The organism is Aneurinibacillus tyrosinisolvens, from assembly GCF_001015055.1.
In the GTDB taxonomy this organism is placed as follows: Bacteria; Bacillota; Bacilli; order Aneurinibacillales; family Aneurinibacillaceae; genus Aneurinibacillus_A; species Aneurinibacillus_A tyrosinisolvens.
On record NZ_BBWZ01000015.1, the window covers coordinates 37,598 to 62,283 of the forward strand.

Consider the following 24,686-nt stretch of genomic DNA (forward strand, 5'->3'; position numbering starts at 1 on the left):
GGTTCCTTCTTTCCATAAAGTAAAGCTGAATTCAAAGAAAATTCAAAGATGGCAAACAAATTTTAATAAAAAACATATAAAAACATAGTACAATAATAAGAAGGTATTTTTAAATAGCCAGATTCAGTTTTGTGCCGATCGGGACTTCTCTCTATGCCTAAAAGAGAATAATTGGCAATTTATATAAATAGTACGTGAAACATTCATGAGTATCCCGTATAATTAAATTAGAAAAAATAGGCAGGTTACCTGATGAGAAATAATCATAAAAAACATGTTTATCTTGTCCGCCACGGCCAAACGGATTGGAACGTTCAGCGGCGGATCCAGGGACATAGCGATATTCCGTTAAACAATGAAGGAGTAAGGCAGGCCAGGCTTCTGGCTGATAAATTAAAGGAAATCCCTTTTACACTTGTGTGTTCCAGCGATTTACAGAGAGCCATACATACTGCCCGATACCTGGCCGATGCTAAGGGGATTCAAGTTGAAGTCTATCCTGGGCTTCGGGAACGCCACTACGGCCTGTGGGAAGGGGAAGACTATGAGACCGTACGTGCCCAATTCCCTGATTTCGATCCGGGGAATGACCATATGGGCAAATATAAAGTCGAAACATTTTCTGAAATGCAGCATCGCGGCGTTCAGTGCTTACATGAAATTGCAGAAAATAGCGATGCCGAGCACGTTCTGATTGTAAGTCATGGGGGATTAATCAACGCTGTTCTTCATCATATGAGTGGAGGAGAGCACGGCACGGGGAAAACCCGGCTTACCAATACATCCATTAATTACGCCACATATGAGAATAGCAAATGGATGCTTCATACAGTGAATGATGACAGTCATTTGGAGTAGATAAATAGCAAGCAGGATGGTAGAGGATAGAAAGAAGGCGAAACATTGAATAATTACGGGTTATATAATCAGGAGGGGCAGGCCGGGGTGGATGATGTGTCTGTACATAGGCTTGAAGAGGCGTTTTCAACTGATTTACAATGCTTTTCTCCTGACTCTTTTCTTGCCGATTGCGGGTGGATTTTTGCCATGGATGAATCGGGAAAGTTGCTTACTTCGGTAGAAATAGGAGACCCGGAATTTGTCATTGCTCCGGTCTGCCTCAAGCCCGAACACGGACAGAAGGTTCACTGGCAGGCTCAAGAGAACGATTACACCCTGTGCATGCAGGTTATCCAGCACGAAACCGTTTTAGGATACGTGGGGATTGCGCTTCCCCATGAGGTTGAGCAAGCGGCCGCCTTGTCTTATATGAATGGATTTATGTGCAGGATTTATCAAGCATTAAAAATGAATCAAAATGAGAAGGTCAGCCATTTGCTTCTGGAAGTAAACCGAAGCCTGAAACTCGATGAAGTAATGGAAACCATTGTCACCCGTATTGCATCTATTATTAATAAAGGGGATTGCATGGCTGTTATTTTTGATGAGGAACAGGACATTGTGGCACCATGCTGGTCCTCAAGTGAAAACAGCCTTAACTGCTGGAATGAAAGCATAAGCCGCAATTCAGAATGGCTGTTATACCAGAGCATCCTTGAAGCTTTGGCGGGGAAAGAGCTGCTGACGGGCAGAGAAACAGACGACCTCCAATTATTTGGAGAGGACACCTCATTTGCGGGCGAATATGTAATCGTTCCGCTTAAGTACAAGGAAAGAACGCTCGGATTGCTTATTGTTCTGAATGAGACAGGTTCCCCCTACACGCCGTTGGAACAACATCTTATTTACAGTTTAACAAAGGATTTGGGGCTTTCCATTCATAATTCAAGCATGCAGCTCCGGGCACAGCGGGATGAACAAAAGCGAAACATGTGGTTCGAAATCACTAAAAAAATTCACTCCTCGATCGATGTGGATGAAGTTCTTCACGCTTTTATCGATAACGTAAAAAAACTGTATCCGCAGATGCAGGTGGATTTATGGCTTTCCCATGACTCTTATTCCAGCACCCTCCCTGTAAAACAGTTTACTTTCTCTGCTGCCGGTTACGATGTGAGTGCACAGGCTTTTATGGAAGCCCGCACGATTATGGTTAATTCTACAGGGAATCGTACCTTCACGCTTGCAGCTCCACTGAGGGGGAAGCAGGGGGTATACGGTGTGCTTGAGGTATATACGGATAGGCCTCTGTCGCTGCATGAACGCGAAGTTGAATATATTACAATGCTTGCCGACACAGCCGGGAATGCATTTGAGAATGCCCAGCTGTACCGTCAATCGCAAAATTTGATTAAGGAATTGCTCCTTATTAATGAAATAACCCAGCAGTTGAACCGAAGCATTAAAATGAATGATGTGCTGTCCTTCATTACATTTAAGTTAACAGAGATTTTTAAGACGCAATACTGCTGTATCCTTCACCCGACGAAAGGCACCGAGGAATTTACGATACAGGCCGCTACAAACCATGAGCATATAAATTTGTCAATCAAGGCGGATGGAAGGCTAAAGGATTTGCTTACAAACAGAGAATCGATTCTTATCGCCGACACATGCCAGGGGGAACAAATCTTTGAGCCATTTGCTTACCGTTCTTTCATGGCTGTGCCGCTTGTGAACGGTGAGAATGTTGACGGAGCCATCCTGCTGATGGATAAACGCCCTCATTTCTACATGTTTGATGATTTTAAGCGCCTCGAGATCCTCGCCCAGCATGTTAGGGTTGCCATGACGAACGCCTCCCTTCATGCCGAAGTGGAGAGAATGGTTATTACTGATAATTTAACAGGGCTTAATAACCGCAAGTATCTCTATGATAAAATGGCAGAGTCGCAGGCATTGGACGGTTATGGCTCCATTATTTTGATGGACATTGATCACTTTAAATTGGTAAACGACAACTTCGGACACCAAATAGGAGATAATATCCTTATACAGGTGGCCGGTATTCTTAAATCCTCGATTCGGCCTTCTGATATTGCGGCTCGCTGGGGTGGTGAAGAGATGGTTATTTACCTGCCAAGAGTGAACATGGAGATGGCGCAGGAAGTTGCCGAGCGCGTTCGCATTAAAGTGAAGGAGCAAACAACGCCGCCGGTTACCATTTCCAGCGGAGTGACTACCTGGTTTAAAGAGGATGAACGCCTCAGTGTTGAGCATGTATTCCAGCTGGCGGACGAGGCGCTATACGAAGCGAAACATGCCGGAAGAGACCGTGTTTTTATCGCTTCACAATCATAAGTGTGGAAAGAGTGCTTCTATAGTAAAGAAGCCTCTTTATTTTCAATTATAATGAGTGACTATTCAGTCATCAAATTACAGGAGGTTTATATGAAATCGCATAGCGTAGAGACAGAGATTTTGTCGCTTCAAATTCCCACACCGTTCAACGTTGGACCGATTAACATTTTCTTAATTAAGGGCGAAATGTTAACGCTGGTTGATACGGGACCGAAAACAATAGAAGCGCGTGAATTGCTGGACGCATTTTTAAAGAAAAACGGATTTTCCTGGAGTGATATCGGGCAGGTTTTTTTAACCCATCAGCACGTGGATCATACCGGTCTTTTGGCGGAAGTCCACGAACGTTCCGGAGCTACGGTCATTGCACACCCCGATGCCGTGCCCTATATCGAGATGGATGCGGGCTTTGTTGAATACCATGATGCTTTTTTTCTGCGGATTTACCAGGAGAACGGGGTTCCGGACGAGATGCTTGGGCATGTGATTAAGTTTCGCCAGATGATGGAGAAGTTTGGAGAACCGGCACCTGTGCATGTCAGGGTAGAGGGAGGGGTGCCTCTTCAAGGTGTTGAAGAGTGGAAGACCGTGTTTACGCCTGGCCATACGCAAAACCACCTGGCGCTTTATCGTGAGCAGGATGGCTGGATGCTGTCCGGTGATTTCCTTATCAAGGAAATTTCTTCGAACGCTTTTCTTGAACCGCCGGTATATCGTGAAATGCCAAGGGCACGTCCGCTTCTCGTCTATCGCGAAGCCATGGGAAGGGTAGCTAAAATGAATGTCACACGCATGTTTTCCGCACACGGTGAGGAGATAACGGAGCACAGAGAATTAATCGAGCACCGGCTAAGGCGTCATGGGGAGAGGGCGGACAAAATCCATCAGCTGCTTGAGGAAGGACCTAAAACCGCGTTTGAGCTTTCCGTCAGTCTTTTCCCGAAAATATTTAGCAAAGAACTGCCGCTTACCTTCTCTGAAACGCTCGGGCATTTGGATTTACTCGAAGCAGCGCAGCGCGTAGAAGTGGTTGAGCTGGGCGGTGTAAAAAAATATCGGAGAGTGGAATAGGAAACGAATTCCCTGCATTTTTACAATGAAGCTTCCAATAATGGAGGCTTTTTCTTTTTATTAATGATATAATGATTCGTATGTGAAGCTATATGAGTAGAGGAGGCCGTTATTTGAAGCGGATCATTTTTTCTGTCCTCTTCCTGGTCGTAATTATTTATTTTGTGATGCAAACAGAGTTTGGTCATTTGTTGCGTACAGGGAATATTCAACAGGTTGCAGAGTATATCCAATCCTATGGTTGGGTTGCTTTTCTTATAGCTATACTGGCAGTAATGCTGCAGACGTTCTTTCCGGTTGTGCCTTTTGTTTTACTGGCGGGTGCGAACGTTATCGCGTTCGGACTCGGGCTCGGTTTTGCAGTCAGCTGGACGGGAGCGGTTTTTGCCGCGATTGCAAACTTCTTTCTAGCTCGCTATGCGGCACGGGAATGGGCGGAAAGGAAAATGGGCCACCATTCTTTTGTGAAGAATTTAAATCGCCATGCGGAGACGAGAGGATTCGTCGTTATCCTGCTGGCCCGCTGGATTCCGATTTTACCTTCCAGCGCGGTAAATACGGCTGCCGGTATATCAAAAATACCCTTTCGAGCGTTTTTATTTGCCACATTAATCGGAAAAGTCCCCGCTGTTTTTTTTGAGTCGCTGCTCGGCCATTATTTGATTAATTGGGAGCATCATAAAGGAAAACTTGTTCTTATTTTAATTGGATTAATCTTGTTCATGCTCGGGTTAAACTACTTAAAGAAGAAGAAATCCACCTTGCTTTCGTAGGAAGCAAGGTTTTTATACTTCCAGTGGGGGGAGAGGCATTTGAAGCGTTCGCCGAAGTTCACGAAGGAAAAAATTGTCCAGGCTGCGATTCGGCTGTTTGATTCGCAAGGGTTTGACGGAACAACCGTGCGGCAAATCGCCAGTGAAGCAGAGGTGAATCTTGCGCTCATTTCTTACCATTTTCAAAGTAAGAAGGGGTTACTGGAATATGTAATGATAAACTACTATGAAGGGCTTTTCGGGCGGCTGGATGAATGCCGATACCGGAGCGACTGGGATTCCCTCCATGTTCTGCTTCGCAATATGCTGGAAGAGTGGGTTCGTTTCCAATGTGAACATTATCAGGTGACACGTTTAATTCAGCGTGAATTGTCCGTAGAGTCCATGCTGGGCAGAGAAATTATGAGCACCTATATTGCCAGGCTTAGGCATTATTTCACGGCCATTCTCGAGGAAGGTGTGCTGGAGGGAGAATTCCCTGCTCTGGATGTCGATGGAATTGTGATTCATATTTTATCGATCATGAGCTTTCCTTACGCTTACCCACAGATTATTAGAGAAGTATTCCACGCTGAGCCGCTTGAAGAGCAGTTCGTTCAGAAAATGGTCAATTATGTATGCGACTTTTTACAACATATGATGACACCGATTGACACTGCACGGCAGGTTTTTTAGAGAAAAGTTCCTGATCAAGCAGGAACTTTTTTAGTGTATACCTAATTAATAAGATAGGTAGGTTTATTTCTTTCTTAAAGGAGCAACTGCGTGATGAGATGTACGATAGGGCGAGCGTTTCGTTTTCTACTGGTTTTCACCTTACTCATAGTATTCTATCCTGGTACTTCTACGATATGGGCTGCTGAGTTCCCCGCTTCTCTTGATGCGCCGGTTATTGATCAAGACAATGCGATCAGCGGTGATCAAGAGAGGGAAGTGGGCAAGGCTATAGCAAAAATGCCGCAAACGTATCGGCTTGTTGTAATTAAGAGTCCGAAGCCGCTCAGCCTGGACGGTTATGCAAAGGCCTTTTCCGAGAAGCTTGCTGTTTCAGATAAAATGATGGTGATTATTCTTTCCATAGAAGAAAAAAGAATGGTTGTCATCAGCGGCTCCTATTTCTCGCAAAATGGAATTACACCGGATGTTATTAAAAGAAAAATAGAAAACTATTTTGATCCTTACATAGTGGGAGGAACGATGCCGAAGGGCGTGTCCTCATTTATACAGTCGATAAACGAAGAGCTAAAGAGCTATAGCCAGAAGAAATCCAGTGGGCAAATCGAGCAGGTTGTTACTGCAGGTGCACCGGCTCAGGCAGGTCAAGAGGTGCAGTCCTGGCCCATGTGGCTGGTTGCAATCGGGGTCGTTTTCGCTGCACTGTTCATCGCTCTCTTTGTTGCTTACTCAAGAAAAAAGCAGACCTTCAAGGAAGTGGATGAAGTAGATGAATGGCGAATGAAAGTAGCCGAGCAGTTGAACGCCTTTGAGATGGACCCGGCGTGGAAGAAGGAACCCGGCAGAGTAAAGGAAAAATACCTGGCGATTCTTACTTCCCTGGATGATTTGAAAAAGGATGCTGTCACAGATATTGAACTCATTTTAGTCGATGCGGAAGAGATGATCGCAAAGTTTCACTTTAAAAAAGGCCGAGAAATTATACAGGAAGCGAAAAACAAGCTTTTCCGTATTGAGGAAGAAAATCGAAGCCTGCATACAAAACTGGACAAACTGAAAGAAACGCTCAATGATGCTGCATCTTTTAAGGAAGAATCGGAGCAGCTAAGGCAGAAAACGGAACGCAGGCTGGATGAACTGCGCATCCAATACGGAACTTCCTTCCATACGCTCAAGGAATGCCTGAATCAATTTGAACGGGATACCCAATCGATGAAACAGGCGGAGGAGCAAGGAGAATTTGAAGAAGTAAAGGAACGGGTACAGCTGATCTGTGAAAGGCAAAAGGCATTAATGGAAGTTCTGCAAAAGGTCCCGCTTGTCCGCCAAACGATCGAAAAAGATTTGGATCAGGAAATCCGGCAGCTTGATGAGGATTGCAAAGAAATGCTTGCGCAAGGATATGCCTTCGGGGACGAGCCATTCACAGCACGAGTGATGCAAATCCGCGGCAAAGCAGAAGCGCTTCCGATTTTATTTGAGGAAGGAAAAATCCTGGAAGCAGAAGAGCATATTATGAAAGTGCGTGAGGAGATTGAATCCGTTTATCAAACAATGGAAGAAATCGTGACCAGCCGCCAGCAATACCGTCAATATATAAACGAACTTCCATACCATGTGGCAACGCTGCGGCAGGATCAGCGATACCTCATGGATGAATTGAACGATCTGGCAGAAAGATACCAGGTAGAAGACGGGGAAGCATTTCATTACTTCCAGCAAATACCTGAAGTTGTTGCCGAAGTGGAGAACGCACTGGAACAGGCCGCAGGAGCTAAAGAAACGGGAAGATACGAGCACCACAGCGAAACGCTTGGCCAGGCAGCTGAGCGGGTGTTTGCTATGATGGAGCGCCGCGAACTCGTCATGAATGAACTAAAGGAATTCCGTAAAGGCGAAACGATAGCCCGGGAAGAGCTGCAGGGACTGCGTTCGGATGTCAGCAGAGTGGAGCAGCAGTTAAAGAGGCTGCACCTTCCCGGCATTCCCGAAAGTGTAAAAAATAGCATACAAGTTTCAAGGCAAGCCGTGTATGAGGTGGAAGCGGCGCTGCAGGAAATCCCGCTAAACATGCAGAAAGTGGACCACTTCTTAAAAGAGGCGAAGGAAAGGGTCATCGGCATGCTGGATCATGCGGCCGACATGGTGCGTGACAGCCAGGAGGCAGAGCAAAAAATCCAGCGTCTGAACCGCTTCCGCCGTTATGACAAGGAATTGGCCGCAGTGTTAACGAAAGCGGAACAGGCGTTTCGAAACGCGGACTATGAAGAAGCAAACAGCATCGCTGACCAGGCTGTTGAAATGGCCGAAGAAAAATTTGAAGTTTAGAAGCAAGCCCAAAAAAGAGCTGAAACAAAAGGCTCTTTTTCTTTTGAGCAAAAAAAGGGACGCATCAATCGATGCGTCCAATTAGGGAGTAGAGGTGTGAGAGTCAGTTGCAATTTCAAGGGGGAGTAGGTTCACTATTATACTTCCCCACCTTTCGCCTCTCTAAACAAAAAAACCCAAAAAAGCAAAAAAAATTTTAAAAAAGTTTTTGGGCAAGAAAAGCCCCCTGCCTGGTAAATAAAGCAGGGGGCTTGCTTGTTATGCGGATTCACGTATACCGGTGTTCGCTTTCACGAGCACCTCGTCGTATTTCGCAGGATCCTCTTTGCGTCCGGAAATGACCGTTCCGAGGTAGGCCGCAAGAAACCCGGCTGGAATCGAAATGAGCGCCGGATTTGTCAGGCTAATTAACGGAGTTCCAACAAAGATCGCTTTTCCTGCCGTTGGATCGAACACGTTCGGGCTGACAACTACGAGAACGAGTGCGGTTAGAAGGCCGACGATCATTCCGGTTACAGCGCCGGCGGTGTTGAATTTCTTCCAGTAGATTGTGAAAATGATAACGGGAAGATTTGCGCTGGCAGCGACGCAGAATGCAAGTGAAACAAGGAAGGCAACGTTCATTTTCTGGGCAAAAAGCGCCAGGATAACGGAGATAATCGCAACACCAATGGAAGCGTAACGGGCGGCAACCATTTGCTCTTTTTCCGTTGCTTTCCCTTTACGCAGGATATGGCTGTAGAAATCATGCGCAAAAGCGGAAGCGGCTGCCAGAACAAGTCCGGCTACTACGGCGAGGATGGTTGCAAAGGCAACCGCGGCAACAAATGCCATGAGCAGCGGACCGCCCAGCTTTCCAGCCAGTAAAGGTGCTGCCATGTTTCCTGCCTTGTTTGCTTCTATGATGGCATCATTTCCGACGAATGCGGCGGCACCGAATCCGAGGAAAACAGTCATGACATAGAAAGCTCCGATTAGCCATGTTGCATACACGACTGACTTACGCGCGGTCGGTGCGTCCTTTACCGTAAAGAAACGGATAAGAATATGCGGCAGTCCGGCAGTACCAAGCACGAGCGCCATATTCATTGAAATGTTGTCGAGTCCGTTCTTGTACTTGACCCCGGGATCCAGATATTTAAGACCGAGCGGGGTTGCTGTTTTCATGTGCTCGAACATTTCTGTAATGCTAAAGTGGAATTTGGCAAATACCATAACAGAAATGAGGAACGTCCCGAACATGAGCAGTACAGCTTTAACGATCTGTACCCAGCTTGTCGCCGTCATTCCGCCAAAGATTACATATACCGTCATCAAGGTTCCTACGATGAGAACGGAGGTAGTATATTCAAGCCCCAGAAGAAGTTTAATAAGTGCACCTGCCCCTACTAGTTGGGCAATCATGTAAAAGATAGAAATGGTAATTGTGTTAAGCGCTGCTACTCCGCGGACCTTGCTATCATTAAAGCGGGCAGCGATCATATCAGCCATTGTGAACTTTCCAAGGTTACGAAGGGGCTCCGCAACGATATAGAGAACAACGAGATAGGCTACCAGGTATCCAAGGCTGTAGAAGAAACCGTCAAACCCAGTCAGGGCAATCGCTCCTGCGATACCGAGGAAGGAAGCGGCGGACATGTAATCGCCTGCAATAGCTAGTCCATTCTGCCAGCCTGTCAGGCCGCCGCCTGCGGTATAAAATTCGCTGGTCGTATTCGTTTTTTTTGAAGCAACGTACGTAATCACAAGCGTTGCGGCAACAATGGCAATAAAGAATAAAAAGGCGGTTGTATTCATGATTGATTTCCTCCCTTTGCGTTTTCTTCGACGATTTCTTCGGCAAGTTTATCAAAGGAGGAAGCTTTTCTTGAATAAATCGTGCACAGCGTCCATGTCATAATGAATTGGGCAAATGCAAAAATCCAGGCCCATGTAATCGCCCCGATGGCAGGCGTATTCAGTACTTTACTATAAGATGTCATAACCGGAAGCGTAAAATAAAAGATAAAGAAAAATATACTCATCGGAACGATAAAACTTTTTTTGGCCGCAAGAAGCGATTTGAACTTTTCGCTTTGAGCGATAGCTGTGTAGTCAATCCCGGTAGAACGTGTTCTCCCCGATTTAGTAGTATTGCTTTTTGCAAGATTCGACATCAAGTCACACTCCATTCTTTTGTTTTTTCTCTCTTTCTTTCTTAAATAGTGTGAATCTCTCTTTTCACCCCCTGTTTTTAAAGCGTTTTCAATTAAATTGGGTATAAAACAGTGGATATTTAGTACCCTATCATAATATTAAAATATTTGGAAACATTTGAAAACACTTTTTTTTCGACTGTGGTCGACAAAAAAAACGATACTCGGCTAGTAAGCGCCTGTATCGTTTCGAAGGATGCGTTTCTAGAGAAGCTAGATTCGAATACCGCGAACCTGAAACTGCCGCATTAATTTTTGCTGCAGCCATTTCGCTGTATTTAACGCTTTTTTCAGCCTGATCTGTTCCTCTTTGGATAGTCCGGGAACATGCAGATCATTGGAGAGAGGAAGGCTCTGTTTATATTGATTCATATTTTCGCGAATTCTAAAATAGAGCAGGGTATTGAAAGAATCCAGAACTTCTTCCTCTTCTTCTTTTGTAAACACCTGGTGCATGGTGAGCTGGTGCAGGCGTTCGATCGTTGAGACGGCTTCCAGCCCCTCAAAAATAGCGAGAAGCCTCATTGTGTTAACGAAATGAACAAGGGCGCCGCCTTTAATATCAATTCCGTCACCGACTTTTTTATCGTAGACAATGCGGCCGAACATTCCAAGCGGAACAGAGGACATGGCATCATCTTCCGCAAGCAGGTTATAAATGAACGGAAACTCCTTTTTTTTAGTTAAAAAGTACTGGCGCAGTTCCTGTGCTAATTCCATCCGCCCATATACCGGGCGGAAGTCGAGGAAAATCGTAAACATACGAATCTCTTCACCCTGCATGTGGGAGAACCAGGCATTCATCATCCGTTTCCAATCCGATAGCGACTTGCGCCATTTAGGGTTTGTAGCCATTACGTCTCCCTTGCAGCGGGGAAATCCGCATTGTTCGAGCCCGGAAACAATTTTTTCAGCCAGCACGGCAAAATAGCGATCGGCCTGCCTGTGCTGCTCTTCATCATCGATATGAGGATAAATAATCCCGTTATCCTGATCCGTGCTTAGCGTCTGCTCTTTACGGCCTTCGCTTCCCATCGTAATCCAGCAGTAGTCGGTAGGGGGGGCGCCGTACTCATTCTTTACCATGGACTGCTCGGAGAGTTCTATAATTCTGCGCAGTATACGATCGTTAAACTCTGTTGTGAGCGAGCATATTTCATGGGGAGTTGCACCTTCATTCAGCATCCGCTCGATGAAGCTTGCGACACTTTTATGCTGCAGGGCTAAACGTTCTATGTTGTCCGCGTCATCAATTTCCTTGACCATTTCCAGAACGAGATTGCCGCGAAAGTCGGTAAGCTTTCTCAGCGTAACCATTCCATTCATTTTTCCGTTTGCGAGGACGGGAAGGTGCTTTATGTTATGTTTCATCATCGTGAGCATTGCTTCATAAAGATAAGGCGTCTTCCCGTATGGTGATAACCTGCCTGCTCATAATGTCTGAGACAGACAAAAGCGGGATTTTGTTATAAGAAGGAATAAGCTTCATTAAATCGCGTTCTGTGATGATTCCTTCTGCTTGCCCGTCCTCCATAACAAGCAGCGAGCTGATTTGTTTTTCCATCATCAATTGTGCAGCAGGGATAATACCCGTGCCGGGTGGAACAGAGAGCACGGGGCTGTCCATAAGTTCGCCTACCTTTTTGCGGTACGGGTATGTCTCAAAGCCATGGGAGTCAGATGAAGACTCCAGTGCCAATAACACATTGCTTTGCAGCGTTTCTTTTACTCTCTCCTTCATCGCTTCCCTATCTCCCTTTTTTCTTTTCTTTTAACGGAAGAAAGCTATCCTCTAGCCCTAGCGCCTGTCTTGCCGCTGCCGTACCTGCCGCGTGTCCGGTCGTAAAGGCGACGGTGATATTATAGCCGCCCGTATGGGCATGCACGTCGAGCACTTCCCCGGCAAAAAACAACCCTCGCTTCAGCTTTGACTGCATCGTTTTCGGGTCGATTTCTTTGGTGTGGACGCCGCCCCCGGTTACCGTTGCCTGTTCAAGCGGAAGGGTGCCGGTAATGGTGACAGGGAAGTTTTTTATAAGCTGAGCCATCCTGCTCCACTTTTCTTTTGAGATGTGGGCATAGGTTATGTCCTCGTCAATGCCTGCTATCTCAAGGATGAGCTTCATTAGGCGCTCAGGCACATACGTGCGCAGCACATTTTTGACAGCTTTCTTCGGTTCATTCTCCATTAGTTCAAGCGTTTCTTTCATAATTTGATCAGCGGATTTATCAGGGAGTACATCAATCGTCAGGAGCAGAGGGGAATTGTCAAATTTCCGCCGGGTAACCGATACATAATGGCTCGTTCGCAGCGCTGCGGGGCCGGAAACTCCCTGGTGCGTGAATACGATATCCCCTTCCTCGGTGCTTACCTTTTTATTTTTAGGATTAAACAGCGTGAGTGCGACGTTTCGTAAGGAAAGTCCCTGAAGCCTGTTTTCTTTTATGTAAGCATCGTTGGCCGTCAAGGGAACTTCCGTCGGGAACAGCGCGGTAATCATATGGCCTGCCGCCCGCGCCCACGGATAACCGTCGCCTGTTGAACCTGTGGCCGGAACCGAGGCTCCGCCTGAAGCTACTATCACAGCTTTAGCTTCAATTATTTCGCCTGATTGCAATCTCACCCCCTTAATGGATGTATCATCATATATAACCTTTTCTACCGGTTCGTTCGTGCGAATGCTGACACCGAGCTTTCTTACCTCGGAAAGAAGAGCTTCCACCACGGTTTTTGCCTTATCGCTGGCAGGAAACATCCGGCCCCTGTCTTCTTCTTTTAGCCGGATACCGAGCCCGGTAAAGAACTCCATAATATCCGTATTGCTAAAAGAATCGAGGGCACTGAACAGGAACTTCCCGTTTCCTGGAATGTTTTTAATTAATTCCTCTTTTGGTTTTGCATTTGTAACGTTGCACCGCCCGCCGCCGGAAATCATAAGCTTGCGCCCTAATTTATTTCCTTTATCAATAAGCAGTACACTGGCTCCGTGCTGTGCGGCGGCCACAGAGGCCATAAGGCCCGCCGGACCCCCGCCAATAATAAGAACATCCCATTGTTTCATCGTTCTTTTCACCTTCCTCCTCTCTATTCTTGACAGGAGAGCGGAGAAATTGCAAGAAACACAGCAAAAAAGATGGAAGAAAGGAAAAGAAGGGGAAGTGACACAAAAAATAGAATATAGTAAATATTTAAATCGACATTAGGAGCGTATGCAATATCATCTTAAAAGGAGAATTGAAAAATGAGTGAAACCTTGCATGTTACAGGAAAAGATAAAATGGAGCTTTTGCATCGTGAAATTGAAAAGCATGTGCGGCCTGATACCTTTCCACTTGGAATCCGGGTGGTGAGGGATAACGGAGAAATCCCGCCCCGGGCGAAGCGGCCGGTAAGAGATCTCGGTGTACAGATAAGCATTTGCCAGGGGATTACGATGGCTCGCCGCTACGGCTGGACAATCGCGATGGGAGGGGAAGATCTTTCCTGCCCGATTGCCAAAGCGGTTTTTCATTTTGAGGAGCCGGTTGAATTTTATACGGAAGGCAATCTTGCACATGGGATGTATACTGAAACGCTAGAATGCGGGAAAGCAACTGAGGCGGATGTTCCGAAATTTACAAAAGAAGAGGGCGGCGTTATTGTCGTTGGACCGCTCGATCGCATTTCCTTTGAACCTGATGTTGTCGTTATATACGGGAATTCGGCACAGGTGATGCGCATGGTGGCTGCTTCACTGTATAAAAAAGGCGGCTCTATCACCTCGCAGTTTTCGGCCAGGGCAGATTGCGCGGATATTATTATTCGTACGATGCAGACCGCCGACGCCCAGGTTATTTTGCCATGTTACGGAGACCGTGTGTTTGGACAAACATATGACCATGAAATGGCTTTTTCTTTCCCATACTCGATGGCTGAAGACGTTCTTGCAGGGTTTGAAGGCACCCATAAAGGGGGCGTACGCTACCCGATTCCGACATTTCTGCAATACCAGGCGAAGTATCCGGCTACCTATGAGAAACTGAATAAAATGTGGGAAAAAGAAGAATAGAACCGCAAGATTCCAAGGTACAAGAAAAACATCGTGGGCATGCCCGCGATGTTTTTCTGATGTGTTTATCGATATAGATAGTCCCGAGTCATTTCCAACTCGTTGTTTAACCCTTTAGAGAACAGGATTTGGTGAATATTGAGCCCGCTTAACCGGAAGGAAGCAGCGGCTGCCTGCAGGTATAACCGCCACATCCGGACGAAGCGTTCCCCGTACATTTCCCTTATTTTATCAACATGGTTTTCGAATCTTTCCGCCCATCGGTCAAGGGTCATTGCATAGTGCAGTCGCAGGCTTTCAGCATCGATGATGTTGAAATCATAGTCGGGAAGAAGTTGAATAATTTCACGGAAAGACGGAATATATCCGCCCGGGAATATATACTTCTCAATCCATGGATCGGTAGGCTCTTCTATAAGGTGTGTGATCGTGTGCAGAAGCATGACTCCTCTGTCCTTGAGCATCGTTTGCACGGACTTCATAAAGTCAGGGTAATAGGCCTGCCCGACATGTTCAAACATTCCTACGCTCGCAATCTTATCGAACGTCCTTCCTGTTTTCGCCAGCTCTCGGTAATCCAGCAATTCCACGTTTACCTGATCCTCCAAACCAAGCTCGGCAATCCGCTCTTTCGTTTTCTTATATTGTTCCTCGCTTAGTGTTACACCGGTTGCTTTTACCCCGTACTGCTGGGCTGCACGTATAATGAGCCATCCCCAGCCGCTTCCGATATCGAGCAGCGTTTCACCCTGCTTTAACTGCAGCTTCTTGAGCACATGGTCGATTTTCTGCAGCTGGGCCTGATCAAGAGAGTCCTCAGGAGTGCGGAAATAGGCGCAGGAGTAGCTCATTGTTTTATCGAGCCATAAAGAGTAGAAATCGTTCCCCAGGTCATAGTGATGCTGGACATTTTCTTTCTGTTTCCGCAGGGAAGGCAGAGAGGAAAGGCGGGAGAGGGTTTTGCTCCAGAAAACGCTTTTGTTCATATTTGCAGTTCTGATTATTTCCTCGATCGATCCGATGATGTCAATATCTCCGTTCATATAGGCTTCACCAAAAGCCATTACCGGATTTTTGATGAAATCGGAAAGAGCCACTTTTTCGTGAAGAACAAGCGTGAAGCGCGGTTCTCCTGTGCCGTATCTTTCGCTCTGGCCATCCCAGTACGTAATCTCGAAATCAGCCGACCCTAATCCGTTAAAAAACTTTTGAAATAAATACTTTTGCATACAGAAGCTCCTTTCGTTTTACATTGAAAATAACGAGTAACTTATTTTAAGTTTGCTACTTTGCAAAATAAAAATCAAATTTAAATGTGCTCACTCCATACTCCCGCTGTGACCCCGCCGGTGATATAATGGAAATAAAGCTGAGTAAGAATCATACTATATACAATATGGGAGGGAGCTATGGTGGAACATTACTTACAGATGTTGTCTGAAAACGAAAAGAAGAACGGCGGTACACACGAGTTTGTACTTGAATTAATTCGCCAGGTGACATTTGACGCAAGCCTTTCATCCAAGGAACGGACAGACGAAATAAAGAAAATATACTGGGCGCTGGACGAATATTCCCAGATTTTAAAGTAGAATAAAAATAAAGGCAGGGCGGCCTGTCTTTATTTTATTTTTCAAAAGGAATTTTACATTTTTTATCGAATATGGTTAACAAAACAATTATGCAATAAATTCAACAAAAATCTACTGATTGCATAGTAAATAACAGGGTTATAGTATTAAATATCTGAATATTATTTATAGTGTGAATAATTTGTCCGCCATGTTACCTGTGCAATCCTGTATGCGTAGAACTTATTTTTTTATCTCTTTTATGTACAATTTTTCACAATATATTCTTGCATAAGAAAGGGGAATGCATATGCACATCCTGGTCTGTATCAAACAGGTACCGGACACGAAGATTATTAAAATCGATCCGAAGACGAACACGCTTGATCGCCGCGGGGTTCCCGCAATCCTTAACCCGTATGATACGCATGCGGTAGAGGAGGCTGTCAGGCTGAGGGCGCGTTATGGGGGGAAAGTATCCGTATTGTCTATGGGGCCGCCGCAGGCAGTGGCAGCGATAAAAAAATGTGTGGAGATTGGGGTTGACGAAGGATATCTTATCTCAGATCGGGCGTTCGCAGGGGCGGATACACTTGCAACGAGCTACGCCCTATCGAGAGCGATCTTTAAAATAATGAAAGAGGAACCGCTTGACATGGTAATATGCGGAAAAATGGCGATTGACGGTGATACAGGCCAGGTGGGTCCTGGAATTGCCCGCCGGCTGGGCATTCCTCCGCTTACCGGTGTGAAGAAGGTGGAGGAAGTAAACGAAGCCGGGAAACAAATTATTGTCCATAGAAAACTTGAGGATGGATATGAAGTTCTGCAATCCTCGCTTCCCTGCCTGCTTACGGTGGAGAAGGAAATAAACGAAGTGCCGTACTCCTCAATGCCTAATATGATCCGCGCGGCGAGATATCGGCCTACCGTCTGGACAGTCGATGATCTTGGAGAAGTAGACCGCAGCCAGCTTGGATTAAAAGGATCGCCAACGATCGTTGGCAAGATGTTCAGCCCTCCGAAACCGGAAGGCGGGAAGCGCCTTGAAGGAAAGCCGGATCAGCAGGTAAGCCAGCTGGTAGAAATCCTAATGAAAGAAAAACGTGAACTCTTAGTAAAGGGAGGCGTGTAACATGGCCGTAACGATTTCCGCCGCTTGTATTTCCTGCGGAACATGTGTGGATACATGCCCGGTAAGCGCGCTTTACCTTGGGCCTGATAAATGTGAAGTAGACGCAGCGAAGTGTGAGGAATGCCAGGAGTGCATTCCTGTTTGCCCGACAGAGGCAATCACCCTGCCGAATCCAACGAAGAAAAAAATCGAACCTAAAGAAGAGCCGGCTCCAACTGCGGCTGCCGCTGCTCCCGCTCCCGCTGAGGAGAAGAAGGAACCGGTTGCACAGACGGCCGCTGCTATACCTGAAAAAGAAACAAAAAAGGAACAGCGTACAGACCGGTTCGCTGACCATGAAGGTGTCTGGGTATTTATCGATCAAACGGACGGGAAAATTGCGGGTGTATCGCTGGAATTGCTGGGAGCAGGGCGGCGGCTTGCGGATAAGCTGAACACTCAGCTGTCCGGATTCATGCTTGGGCATAACATTGATTCCTTAACAGACACATGCTTTGCCTACGGTGCGGATGCTGTGTATATGATTGATGATCCTGTCCTTAAACAGTATCGATCTGAAACCTATATGAAGGGAGTCGTTGATATTTGCAATAAGTACAAACCGGAAATCATTCTGTACGGTGCAACGACAAACGGAAAGGACCTCGCCAGTGCCGTGGCTACCGATTTGGCGACAGGGTTAACTGCAGACACCACGATGCTTGATGTAGATCCGGAAAAACGGCTGCTCGAAGCAAGCCGTCCGGCATTCGGCGGAAACATTATGGCAACAATCCTTTGTAAAAACCACCGGCCCCAAATGGCGACCGTTCGTTCAAAAGTGATGAAGGCGCTCGAGCCTCAGCCGGGCAGAACAGGGAAAGTCATTCATGAACCGCTTGGGATACACGAGAAGGATTTGCAGACACGCGTACTTGAAATTGTTCGTGATACAACCCAGCGCATGAAACTTGATGAAGCGCACATTATTGTTGCAGGTGGAAAAGGGTTAGGTGATGAAAAAGGGTTCCGGATCTGTTATGAGCTTGCAGAAGTGTTAGGTGCAAGTGTCGGTGCAACCCGGGATGCAGTGGAAGCAGGCTGGATTGATCACCATTACCAAGTCGGCCAGACAGGCATTACTGTTACGCCGAAAATTTATTTTGCAATCGGAATTTCCGGAGCCGTTCAGCACATTGTTGGCATGCAGAATTCAGAATTTATTATTGCGATTAATAAAGACCCGGAAGCACCGATCCACAATGTTGCAACATACAGTATTGTCGGTGATGCGTTTGAAATTGTTCCGCATATGATTGAGGCATTTCAAAAAGCAGTGAATGGCGGTGAAATAGCATATGTCTGAGAAATTTGATGCGATTGTAGTAGGTGCGGGGCCTGCCGGGACGTCTGCGGCTTTTAGCATGGCGAAAGCAGGGCTGAATGTTCTATTAATTGAAAGAGGCGAATACCCTGGATCAAAAAACGTGATGGGGGGCATACTTTACCGCCACCAAATGGAAGAGATTATTCCCGGCTTCTATAAGGAAGCACCTCTGGAAAGGCCTGTTATCGAGCAGCGCTTCTGGATGCTTGGCGAGGAGTCCGTATTTACTTCCGGATACAAGGGGCTCGAATGGGCAAAAGAACCGTACAACAATTTCACGGTATTGCGTGCAAAGTTTGATCAGTGGTACGCAAGTAAGGCAGTAGAACAGGGAGCTCTCCTGATTAACGAAACCGTTGTCAGGGAATGTATCGTAGAAGACGGAAGGGTTATCGGCGTCCGAACAGACCGGCCGGATGGGGATGTATACGCTGACGTCGTTGTTCTTGCGGACGGGGTTAATTCACTGCTCGCGAAATCGCTCGGCTTCCATAAAGAATTTAAGCCAAGCGAAGTAGCGCTCGCCGTTATGGAAGTCATCAATCTTCCGGCAGAAAAAATAGAAGATCGTTTTAATCTGGAGCCGAACCAGGGGACAACAATTGAAATTTTCGGTGATGCGACAAAAGGAGTTCTGGGAACCGGGTTTATTTACACGAACAAAGAGAGCATCAATATCGGGGTGGGTGCTACGCTATCGGGGATGATTAAACAAAAAATGCGCCCCTATGATTTACTTGAGTATTTAAAGAAGCACCCGCTTGTTCGCCCGTTAATCCGTGGGGGAGAGGCGGCGGAGTATGCAGCCCACTTGATTCCTGAGGGCGGCTACCATTCGATGCCAAAAATCGTTGGCAACGGGGTCGTTGTCGTTGGTGATGCGGGCCAGATGGTTAACGGAGTTCACCGGGAAGGAAGTAACATGGCAATGACGGCGGGCAGGCTTGCTGCCGAGACCATCGTACTTGCGAAGGAAGCAAACGATTTCTCTGAGAATATGCTCGATACGTATCGAATCCGTCTGCTGGAGAGCTTCGTTGGACAGGATTTGAAGAAGTATAAGGATGCAACCCATACGTTTGAAGAGCACCCACAGTATTTCAAAGATTATCTGCCGATGATTAATAAGGCTGCCAGCCAGTTCTTTACCATCGACGGTACGCCGAAGAAAGAGAAACAGAAAAAAATTATGAAAAGTATGACGGAAGGCAGAAGTAAACTGGGCATGTTCCAGGACATTTATCGAGCATGGAAGGTGATGAAATAATGAGTGAGATTCCCAAAACAAACACGATTGAAGAGAAACAATATCTTGTTCGTTTTCGTGCGGATACCCAATCCCATCTTCATGTTATGAACCATGATGTATGCGCTACAAGTTGTCCTGATAAGCTGTGTACGGTGTTCTGTCCGGCTGAAGTATACAAATGGGAAGGAATGCGGATGGCGGTCGGTTATGAGGGATGCCACGAGTGCGGGAGCTGCAGGATTGGCTGTCCGTACCAAAACATTAAGTGGGAGTATCCAAAAGGCGGGCATGGCATTGTGTTTCGTCTGGCATAGAAGAAGAAAAAAAAGAGGGCTAAAAAGCCTTCTTTTTTTATCTGATTATCCATCTTTTTAAAGATATAGAATATACAATAATGCTAAAGATTGCAGAGGTATGAAAGGGTGACTACAAGTGTGAAATTTCTCCATGAGCAATTACGAGACAAACTCAGTTATTCAAAGGAAAGAATTATAAAAATAAATCTATAACAAGAAGATTAATAAACTCCTAATGATTGCAACTATTGTAATAGGTATTTATTCGTCGTAAAATAAGAAAGTTCGAGTAGATGCAAAGCCAGGGGGTCTAACGTTCTAGTGAACTATGACAGCCGAGTTACCGAAAAGCCTCAAAGATAGATGACTAAGTGGAAATATGGTCTAGGCTAATCCTATACCGGATTAGCCTAGTATGATATAAAACAAAATTAAAGAATGAAACACAAAGGGGACATCACATGAACACTTCTAAGAAAAGTTTAAAAAACATTGTAAATTTTAATTTTGGTACTAAAATAGCTGTCATAACGATTGTTATTATTATCGCAACCGTTATCAGTTTATCCGCTTTTACTTATAATGCCCAACAGAATGTTATTAATAACCAAATGAAATTGGAAGTGCGTAGCAACACCACTAAATTAGTATCTGATTTTAATTCCTATTATCAAACCGTCAACATATTAAAGGAAAGTTTGCAAAACGATAATCTGAAATTGGCTAATTCTGTTAGAGAGGTACTTAAGGGTCGTACTAGTTATACCACTGTAGAACTTTCTGTTTTGGCAAATAGAATTGGTGTTTCGGAAGTTAACGTGATGAATGACAAAGGAATCATGGAGTTTAGCAGTAATCCCGCCCTCATTGGTTATAAGTATGATTCATCCGAACAATCTAAACCCTTTATGGAAGCCATAACAAATAAAGATTTTGAACTTGCACAAGAACCCTCTATTCGTGGTGCAGATAAAAAAATGTTCATGTATATCGGAGTTGCCCGCCAAGATAAGCCGGGAATGTTTCAACTCGGGATGGAACCTGTAGAGTACCAAAAAGTGGTTGATTCCGTTAACCTACAAGATGCAATAAAAAAATATTCGTTTGCAAAGACAGGATTTACTTTTGTCGCTAATTCCAAAGGAGATATCATCGCTCACCCACAAAAGGAGTACATTGGGAAGAACCTTAATGCCCTTCCTTTTAGAAATTTAATTACGGCGGATAACCAGGGAGATTTTCAATACCAAGAAGGCGGGATAACAAAATATTTGGCATTTAATCGTACTTCTGACGGAAACATTATTATGGCTACTGTTGAAACCAAAGATTACTTAGATTCTCTGAATAATTTAATGTTTAATCTTATTCTGACTGGAGGTATTATCCTTCTTGCTTCAACACTGTTCATGTTACTTTATGCTAAAAGAAACATTTCAAAGCCGATAACAGAAATTCAAAATGCCATGAGTGAAATTGCATTGGGGAATTTAAGACAAGAATTTGCTTCAAAACGAAAAGACGAAATTGGGCAGATGTTCAATCATTTAAATGAAATGTCCAGCAGTCTTCGTGAATTAGTCGGTAAGATATCGGGAAATTCAGATCAAGTAGCAGCTTCTGCAGAGGAGTTATCAGCGAGTGCGGAACAAACAGGAAAAGCCACAGAACAAATCGCTCATACAGTTCAAGAAGTCGCTTCGGGTACAGACAAACAGATGCAAAGTGTAGAAGAAAGTTCAAGAACCATTAGTGAATTAGCCGTTGGTGTACAAAAAATTGCAGATAACGCCCAATATGTTACTACTTCTGCAACAGAGACTTCAGAAAGAGCGGAAGAAGGGGCTAAAAACATTCAATTGGCGATTGAACAAATGAATGCTATTAACAGTACTTTTGGTGAGCTTTCCGGGACAGTTAAATCCCTGGGAGAGCGTTCAGATGAAATTAGCCAGATTGTACAAGTAATTACGGATATTTCTTCTCAAACGAATCTACTTGCTTTAAATGCGGCTATTGAAGCCGCCAGAGCAGGAGAACATGGAAAGGGGTTTGCAGTTGTAGCGGATGAAGTCCGTAAATTAGCCGAACAGTCGTCAAGTTCAGCGCAGCAAATCGCACAGCTGATTACCGCGATCCAAGAAGAAACAAATAAGACGGTTCAATCGATGGAGCATGCTACGAAAGAAGTAGAACAGGGGATTGATGTTGTCAATTTCTCTGGAGAATCTTTTAAACAAATTCAGCGTTCTGTTAACGAAGTGGCGAGCCAAATTGAGCAGGTTTCTTCTGCAGCTCAACAAATTTCTGCTGCTACAGAGGAGGTTGTTCACTCGATTGAACTTATTTCAGAAGTGGCAGAGGTGGCCGCAGCTGGAACACAAAATGTTTCAGCTGCTACCGAAGAACAACTGGCTTCAATGGAAGAAATCTCTGCTTCTGCCTCTTCTTTAACCAATATGGCCGAAGAGTTACAGGAGACCATTGGTAAATTTAAAGTATAACTTTTTTATACTTTAAACAGTAGCTGAAATTGGTATGATTTTTTAACGCTGTAATAATACAAAACCCGGTCTTGGAATAGTAGGCACTCCAATCAACTCCTTCATTGTGATTAATTTAGTAAATGCGTAGAAGAGTTGATTGGAAACGTACAACAGTTTAAACAATGCAAATATTCGCAAATGCCTGGGTAAAAGAGAAGATTTATTTATATTGAACATAAATTAGCCCCTGCTGTATCTAAACAGCAAGGGCTTGTTCCATTTATGCAACTGCATAGTAGTAAACATATTGTAACAGTTAACATGTTTCGGATTAAGATGAGCGCTCTATTTCTTGTATTCTCTCATTAATTAGTTGCACTTTGTAATATAATTCTAAGCGTTCTGTCCAGTGAATAGGTTGAATGATCTTAGATTTAATTTCCTCTTTTAATGATACCAATACCTCAATCTTATCTATGGTGCTCAATTCTTTGATGAACGATTCCAATGGCTTATTTCCCCTTACTACAAGCAACATTTGGTAACTATTCTATCAGTGAACACCCCTTCTATTCAACTGGAAATATCATACATAACCTTCGCTTATATATCTTTGCTTATATATGATGAAAGAAAGTGTGTAAGGTAATATAACATAAAAAATCCATTTTTTATAATTCAAAGTAAAATAATAGCTAATGTTACATGTCCTTACACAGGGGTGATGATAATGAACAAAATTGAGCGAATGAAACAAGAAAAAGAAGGGTTATCTATCCTGCCTGATATTTATATGTATGCCAAAGGAGCCATTGAGAATGTACCTGAAGAAGATATAGCACGCATGAGGTGGTACGGGTTGTTTTATCGTAAAAGGGAAGGCGGCTTTATGCTGCGTGTACGTGTTCCTTCCGGGAAACTGGCCTGCCACCAGGCGGAAAAACTGGCAGACATAGCCGAACGCTATGGGGATGGAATTGTAACGATTACAACGCGTATGGGGGCCCAAATCCGCAAGCTTGCCCTTCATGATTTACCTGAGGTACTCGAGGCCTTACGCGATAGCGGCTTAGATTCCAGGCAAACCGGGTTGGACAACGTGAGGAATTTAATGAATTGTCCGGTCGCAGGAATTCAAGAGCACGAAGCTTTTGATGCAAGTGAAATTCTAAATGAACTATCAAAACGTATTGTCGGTAACCCTATCTATGCGAATTTACCCCGAAAATTCAATATATCTGTGACAGGTTGTTATGAAGATTGCGGGCATTCACGTTTGAACGATATTGGTTTGATACCCCAGGTTATTCCTTTAAAAGAAGGGGTTAAGGAAGGATTTCGAATCCGGCTGGGCGGTGCGATTGGAAAGCTGTATGCCAGCGTAGCTAAAGACCTCGGTGTATGGGTGCCGAAAGAAAAAGCTGTAGAATGCGTCATGGTTATCCTTGACCTGTTTCGAGAACATGGAACCCGTGAAAATCGGAATAAAGCCCGCATGCTTCATCTCATTGAGCATTGGGGAACAGAACGGCTGCTGGGCGAGATAAATACCAGGCTCGATCAGCCGTTAACTTCAGTTGTTTATGAGGTTAAGGAAATAAAGCATCATGATCATATCGGAATCCACCCGCAAAAGCAAAAAGGATATTTTTATGCAGGGTTATGTGTGCCGAATGGAAAAATGACATCGAACCAATGCCGGGAGCTAGCACGGCTAGCCAATAAATATGGGCGAGACGAAATTCGGTTTACAGCCCAACAGAATGCTGTTATTCCGCATATTCCTGAAATTAACCTCAGGAAATTCCAACTGGAACCATTATTAAGTGATTTGCCATATAACCCTACTCCGCTTCACCGGGGATTGGTCACATGCACAGGTAAGGAGGGCTGTGATTTAGCTATCGTTGACACTAAAACACCGGCTATTAAATTACTGGATGAACTGGAAGAGCGTCTTGTTATACGACGTGAAGAATTGCGTATTCACTGGTCGGGCTGTCCAAATTCCTGTGCGGTTATTCAAACAGGCGATATTGGTCTCCGCGGAACAAAGACGAGAGTGGATGGAGAATTGGTTGATGCTGTCGATATTTTCTATGGCGGACACATCGGTCATGATGCACGAATCGGAACGTTGCTTAAGGAAAAAGTACCTGTTCGTGAACTCGCCGATACATTGGCCGATTTGCTGACAGATGAACGGTATTTTACCGGCATCTATGCAAAAAAGCAAAAGGAGATAAACTATGTATAATGAAAAAGGCTGGTTTTCCTTATGGCTGAGGAAT

At 44.9% G+C, this 24,686-nt stretch carries 20 protein-coding genes, 1 pseudogene and 1 riboswitch; of the genes and pseudogenes, 15 read left to right on the forward strand and 6 right to left on the reverse strand.

The features are described 5' to 3' along the window. Positions 1–252: 252 nt before the first annotated feature. The 6 genes from MBEAL2_RS14715 to MBEAL2_RS14740 all read left to right on the forward strand — a co-directional run bounded on the left by MBEAL2_RS14715 (position 253) and on the right by MBEAL2_RS14740 (position 8,048). Positions 253–858: a histidine phosphatase family protein gene (locus MBEAL2_RS14715; RefSeq protein WP_047153032.1), complete on the forward strand. Its 606-nt coding sequence runs from the start codon at positions 253–255 to the stop codon at positions 856–858. Positions 859–903: 45 nt separating this feature from the next. Further along, positions 904–3,201 carry a sensor domain-containing diguanylate cyclase gene (locus MBEAL2_RS29305; RefSeq protein WP_052947730.1) on the forward strand — a complete coding sequence of 766 codons (2,298 nt, stop codon included), beginning with the start codon at positions 904–906 and terminating at the stop codon, positions 3,199–3,201. Between the two features lie 90 nt (positions 3,202–3,291). Beyond that, the gene (locus tag MBEAL2_RS14725; RefSeq protein ID WP_047153033.1) at positions 3,292–4,272 is read left to right on the forward strand and encodes an MBL fold metallo-hydrolase; all 981 of its coding nucleotides are present in this window, start codon (positions 3,292–3,294) and stop codon (positions 4,270–4,272) included. A 113-nt stretch (positions 4,273–4,385) separates the two neighbouring features. Beyond that, entirely contained in the window at positions 4,386–5,045 is a 660-nt protein-coding gene (locus MBEAL2_RS14730) for a TVP38/TMEM64 family protein (RefSeq protein WP_052947731.1), read from the forward strand. A gap of 39 nt (positions 5,046–5,084) precedes the next feature. After that, positions 5,085–5,720: a forespore capture DNA-binding protein RefZ gene (gene refZ, locus MBEAL2_RS14735; RefSeq protein ID WP_047153034.1), complete on the forward strand. Its 636-nt coding sequence runs from the start codon at positions 5,085–5,087 to the stop codon at positions 5,718–5,720. A 93-nt stretch (positions 5,721–5,813) separates the two neighbouring features. Further along, positions 5,814–8,048, forward strand: coding sequence for a septation ring formation regulator EzrA (locus MBEAL2_RS14740; RefSeq protein ID WP_047153035.1), 2,235 nt, complete (start codon positions 5,814–5,816; stop codon positions 8,046–8,048). 258 nt (positions 8,049–8,306) lie between these two features. On the opposite strand, the gene MBEAL2_RS14745 is transcribed toward MBEAL2_RS14740, so the two are convergent. From MBEAL2_RS14745 to MBEAL2_RS14765, 5 genes are all read right to left on the reverse strand, one after another. Continuing rightward, positions 8,307–9,845, reverse strand: a complete 1,539-nt coding sequence (locus MBEAL2_RS14745) for a solute symporter family protein (RefSeq protein ID WP_047153036.1) — start codon at positions 9,843–9,845, stop codon at positions 8,307–8,309. Then, a complete protein-coding gene (locus MBEAL2_RS14750; RefSeq protein WP_047153037.1) occupies positions 9,842–10,204 on the reverse strand; it encodes a DUF485 domain-containing protein in 363 nt (120 codons plus the stop codon). Before MBEAL2_RS14750 ends, MBEAL2_RS14745 begins: the two co-directional genes overlap by 4 nt. Positions 10,205–10,456: 252 nt before the next feature. Beyond that, entirely contained in the window at positions 10,457–11,617 is a 1,161-nt protein-coding gene (locus tag MBEAL2_RS14755) for a DUF294 nucleotidyltransferase-like domain-containing protein (RefSeq protein ID WP_161798214.1), read from the reverse strand. A gap of 13 nt (positions 11,618–11,630) precedes the next feature. Then, positions 11,631–11,984 (reverse strand): CBS domain-containing protein, encoded by a 354-nt coding sequence (locus tag MBEAL2_RS29310; protein ID WP_052947732.1) that lies wholly within the window; start codon positions 11,982–11,984, stop codon positions 11,631–11,633. Between the two features lie 7 nt (positions 11,985–11,991). After that, on the reverse strand, positions 11,992–13,305 hold the full coding sequence (locus tag MBEAL2_RS14765) for a BaiN/RdsA family NAD(P)/FAD-dependent oxidoreductase (RefSeq protein ID WP_047153039.1): 1,314 nt from the start codon (positions 13,303–13,305) through the stop codon (positions 11,992–11,994). A gap of 180 nt (positions 13,306–13,485) precedes the next feature. Here MBEAL2_RS14765 and MBEAL2_RS14770 point away from each other — a divergent pair, with 180 nt between their 5' ends. Beyond that, entirely contained in the window at positions 13,486–14,292 is an 807-nt protein-coding gene (locus tag MBEAL2_RS14770) for a DUF169 domain-containing protein (protein WP_047153040.1), read from the forward strand. 65 nt (positions 14,293–14,357) lie between these two features. Here the strand turns inward: MBEAL2_RS14770 and MBEAL2_RS14775 are convergent, their stop codons facing one another. Beyond that, positions 14,358–15,521: an SAM-dependent methyltransferase gene (locus tag MBEAL2_RS14775; RefSeq protein ID WP_047153041.1), complete on the reverse strand. Its 1,164-nt coding sequence runs from the start codon at positions 15,519–15,521 to the stop codon at positions 14,358–14,360. A gap of 180 nt (positions 15,522–15,701) precedes the next feature. On the opposite strand from MBEAL2_RS14775, the gene MBEAL2_RS14780 reads away from it, so the two are divergent. From MBEAL2_RS14780 to MBEAL2_RS14815, 8 genes and pseudogenes are all read left to right on the forward strand, one after another. Next, entirely contained in the window at positions 15,702–15,884 is a 183-nt protein-coding gene (locus MBEAL2_RS14780; protein ID WP_047153042.1) for a hypothetical protein, read from the forward strand. A 289-nt stretch (positions 15,885–16,173) separates the two neighbouring features. Continuing rightward, entirely contained in the window at positions 16,174–16,998 is an 825-nt protein-coding gene (locus tag MBEAL2_RS14785; RefSeq protein WP_047153043.1) for an electron transfer flavoprotein subunit beta/FixA family protein, read from the forward strand. Position 16,999: 1 nt separating this feature from the next. Further along, positions 17,000–17,143, forward strand: a pseudogene (locus tag MBEAL2_RS32910) (DUF362 domain-containing protein); the annotation flags it as partial. A 138-nt stretch (positions 17,144–17,281) separates the two neighbouring features. After that, positions 17,282–18,343, forward strand: a complete 1,062-nt coding sequence (locus MBEAL2_RS14790) for an electron transfer flavoprotein subunit alpha/FixB family protein (RefSeq protein WP_052947739.1) — start codon at positions 17,282–17,284, stop codon at positions 18,341–18,343. Next, entirely contained in the window at positions 18,336–19,631 is a 1,296-nt protein-coding gene (locus tag MBEAL2_RS14795) for an FAD-dependent oxidoreductase (protein ID WP_047153045.1), read from the forward strand. Before MBEAL2_RS14790 ends, MBEAL2_RS14795 begins: the two co-directional genes overlap by 8 nt. Further along, positions 19,631–19,927 carry a ferredoxin family protein gene (locus tag MBEAL2_RS14800; RefSeq protein WP_047153046.1) on the forward strand — a complete coding sequence of 99 codons (297 nt, stop codon included), beginning with the start codon at positions 19,631–19,633 and terminating at the stop codon, positions 19,925–19,927. The genes MBEAL2_RS14795 and MBEAL2_RS14800 overlap by 1 nt, the downstream gene beginning before the upstream one ends. Before the next feature lie 228 nt (positions 19,928–20,155). Further along, a riboswitch (cyclic di-GMP riboswitch) is annotated at positions 20,156–20,257 on the forward strand. Positions 20,258–20,370: 113 nt separating this feature from the next. After that, positions 20,371–22,413 carry a methyl-accepting chemotaxis protein gene (locus MBEAL2_RS29315; protein ID WP_052947733.1) on the forward strand — a complete coding sequence of 681 codons (2,043 nt, stop codon included), beginning with the start codon at positions 20,371–20,373 and terminating at the stop codon, positions 22,411–22,413. Positions 22,414–23,125: 712 nt separating this feature from the next. Then, a complete protein-coding gene (locus MBEAL2_RS14815) occupies positions 23,126–24,652 on the forward strand; it encodes a ferredoxin-like domain-containing protein (protein WP_047153048.1) in 1,527 nt (508 codons plus the stop codon). The last annotated feature ends 34 nt before the right edge of the window (positions 24,653–24,686 follow it).

Bases quoted from the DNA above. Each gene is read 5' to 3' on its own strand.
- MBEAL2_RS14800 (WP_047153046.1), top strand. From the start codon at position 19,631: ATGAGTGAGATTCCCAAAACAAACACGATTGAAGAGAAACAATATCTT.
- MBEAL2_RS14750 (WP_047153037.1), bottom strand. From the start codon at position 10,204: ATGTCGAATCTTGCAAAAAGCAATACTACTAAATCGGGGAGAACACGT.
- MBEAL2_RS14775 (WP_047153041.1), bottom strand. From the start codon at position 15,521: ATGCAAAAGTATTTATTTCAAAAGTTTTTTAACGGATTAGGGTCGGCT.
- MBEAL2_RS14780 (WP_047153042.1), top strand. From the start codon at position 15,702: ATGGTGGAACATTACTTACAGATGTTGTCTGAAAACGAAAAGAAGAAC.
- MBEAL2_RS14770 (WP_047153040.1), top strand. From the start codon at position 13,486: ATGAGTGAAACCTTGCATGTTACAGGAAAAGATAAAATGGAGCTTTTG.
- MBEAL2_RS14795 (WP_047153045.1), top strand. From the start codon at position 18,336: ATGTCTGAGAAATTTGATGCGATTGTAGTAGGTGCGGGGCCTGCCGGG.
- MBEAL2_RS14745 (WP_047153036.1), bottom strand. From the start codon at position 9,845: ATGAATACAACCGCCTTTTTATTCTTTATTGCCATTGTTGCCGCAACG.
- MBEAL2_RS14740 (WP_047153035.1), top strand. From the start codon at position 5,814: ATGAGATGTACGATAGGGCGAGCGTTTCGTTTTCTACTGGTTTTCACC.
- MBEAL2_RS14765 (WP_047153039.1), bottom strand. From the start codon at position 13,305: ATGAAACAATGGGATGTTCTTATTATTGGCGGGGGTCCGGCGGGCCTT.
- MBEAL2_RS29310 (WP_052947732.1), bottom strand. From the start codon at position 11,984: ATGAAGGAGAGAGTAAAAGAAACGCTGCAAAGCAATGTGTTATTGGCA.
- MBEAL2_RS14725 (WP_047153033.1), top strand. From the start codon at position 3,292: ATGAAATCGCATAGCGTAGAGACAGAGATTTTGTCGCTTCAAATTCCC.
- MBEAL2_RS14715 (WP_047153032.1), top strand. From the start codon at position 253: ATGAGAAATAATCATAAAAAACATGTTTATCTTGTCCGCCACGGCCAA.
- MBEAL2_RS14785 (WP_047153043.1), top strand. From the start codon at position 16,174: ATGCACATCCTGGTCTGTATCAAACAGGTACCGGACACGAAGATTATT.
- MBEAL2_RS14815 (WP_047153048.1), top strand. From the start codon at position 23,126: ATGAACAAAATTGAGCGAATGAAACAAGAAAAAGAAGGGTTATCTATC.
- MBEAL2_RS14755 (WP_161798214.1), bottom strand. From the start codon at position 11,617: ATGATGAAACATAACATAAAGCACCTTCCCGTCCTCGCAAACGGAAAA.
- MBEAL2_RS29315 (WP_052947733.1), top strand. From the start codon at position 20,371: ATGAACACTTCTAAGAAAAGTTTAAAAAACATTGTAAATTTTAATTTT.